The 1,793-nt window shown below is 63.1% G+C and carries 1 protein-coding gene; it reads left to right on the top strand.

Annotated elements, in window-relative coordinates:
• A partial coding sequence (locus P9272_RS17235; protein ID WP_278161437.1) for a DUF5801 repeats-in-toxin domain-containing protein occupies positions 1–1,793 on the top strand: 1,793 nt, incomplete at both ends.

The following is a 1,793-nucleotide window of genomic DNA, read 5'->3' as shown; positions in this document are numbered from 1 at the left end:
TTCACCTATACGGTGCAGGATGCCTTCGGGAACACCAACACCTCGACCATCACCATCTCCATCAAGGACGACGTGCCCTCGATCACGCTGAGCGGAACGCCGGCGCCGACGCTGAATGTGGACGAGAGCTATCTGACGGCGGCGACCAACGGCATTGCCGGCTCGGGCACCGGGCCTTCCGGCTCGACCTCCGACACGCAGAGCTTTGTTGGTGCCTTCACTGTGGTGCAGGGCGCCGACGGCGCCACCACCACCTACGGCGTGAGCGTCTCCTCGCAGGGCGTGACCTCGAACCTGATCGACTCGGCGACCGGCCAGGCCGTGGTATTGACGCAGAGCGGCAACACGGTCTCGGGTTACGTGACCGGCCACAGCGGCGACCCGGCCTTCCTGGTGTTCACCCTTTCGGTCAACATCTCGACAGGCCAGGTGACGCTGACGCAGGACCGCGCGGTGCACCAGAACACGATCGACAACACCACCGACAGTTCGGAAGGCATCAGCCTGACCTCGGGCCTCGTGACGCTGACAGCGACGGTGACGGACGGAGACGGGGACAAAGCTTCGCAGTCCCTCGACCTCGGCTCCAAGACCACCTTCCATGACGACGGCCCGGTCTTCAACTCCGTGATGGACGCGATCGTGGCCAACCAGGCCGACACCAGCTTCACGGGGACCTACAACGCGGCTTTCGGCGCCGACGGGCTAGATCACCTTTCGCTCGCGCTGCTGGCCAGCGGCACCTATAGCGGCAGCGCAGTCACTTTCGCGCAGACCACCAACGCGGGCGTCACGACCGTTCAGGTTCAGGACGCAACCACGCACGCCGTGCAGTTCACCTTCTACTACACCGAGGACGCGCAACCCGACGGCGGCGTGCTGATGCATGCCTACTCAAACCCCGGCGATCCGGCAGGCAGCGCCTTCTTCACGCTCGATCTCAATGCGAACGGAACCTACGACTACACCTTAAATTCGCCGACGGTAATCACCACCACGACCGTGACTGGCGATTCCGCCTTCACGGCCTCCGGTGGCGGTCAAACATCGCTCACTTCGCCAGACGGCCAGCTCGTCATCACTGGCGATCTCAACGACGCTACGCAGCAAGTCAAGGCGTCGCATAATGGTATTGCGGTGGGCAGTACTGGCCTGAGCATGGATACGGGGGAGACCTTGCATCTTGGCTTCACCCATGAGCAGACCAAAGTAAGTTTCGTTCTGACACAATGGCAGGGAGGCGGCACCGCGAACGTCACATTCCACGTGCTCGACGACAATGGTTTCACCAGCGTCAAGGACTTCAACATCGCGTCAGTCTCGAAGGGTTCGGGCATAACGTCTATCAATGTGGTGGAGACCTCGGACAACACCCTGCTGACGACCAACAACGGTGTCGCATTCAATTCCGCGACCAATACCTATACGCTTTATGTCAACCATGATTTCGACAATGTCGGGGTCTCGTACAACAGCGGCGGGTCAACCTTCACCGTCAATAACATCACCTATGGCGAGGTGACGACGATCCACGATCTGACGATGAATTTCGGCTTGTCGGCAACCGACCATGATGGCGACACCTCGACACTCTCCGATTCGCTGACGATCGCCACGACTTCCTCGCTGACGCTCGACGCGCACAACGCGGCGTTTGCCCCGGTCGAGGGGGGGGGGGGGGGGGGGGTTTGGGGGGGGGGGGGGGGCGCCCCCCGCCGGGGGGGGGGGGGGGGGGGCCGGCGCCCCGGGGGGGGGGGGGGGGAAAAAAAAAACGCCGGGCGGGGGGCGCCCCC

Origin of the sequence: Mesorhizobium sp. WSM4976 (genome assembly GCF_029625685.1) — a bacterium.
Taxonomy (GTDB): Bacteria; Pseudomonadota; Alphaproteobacteria; order Rhizobiales; family Rhizobiaceae; genus Mesorhizobium.
Note: the sequence above shows the minus strand (reverse complement) of the source record. Positions and strands in the feature narration are given on the sequence as shown.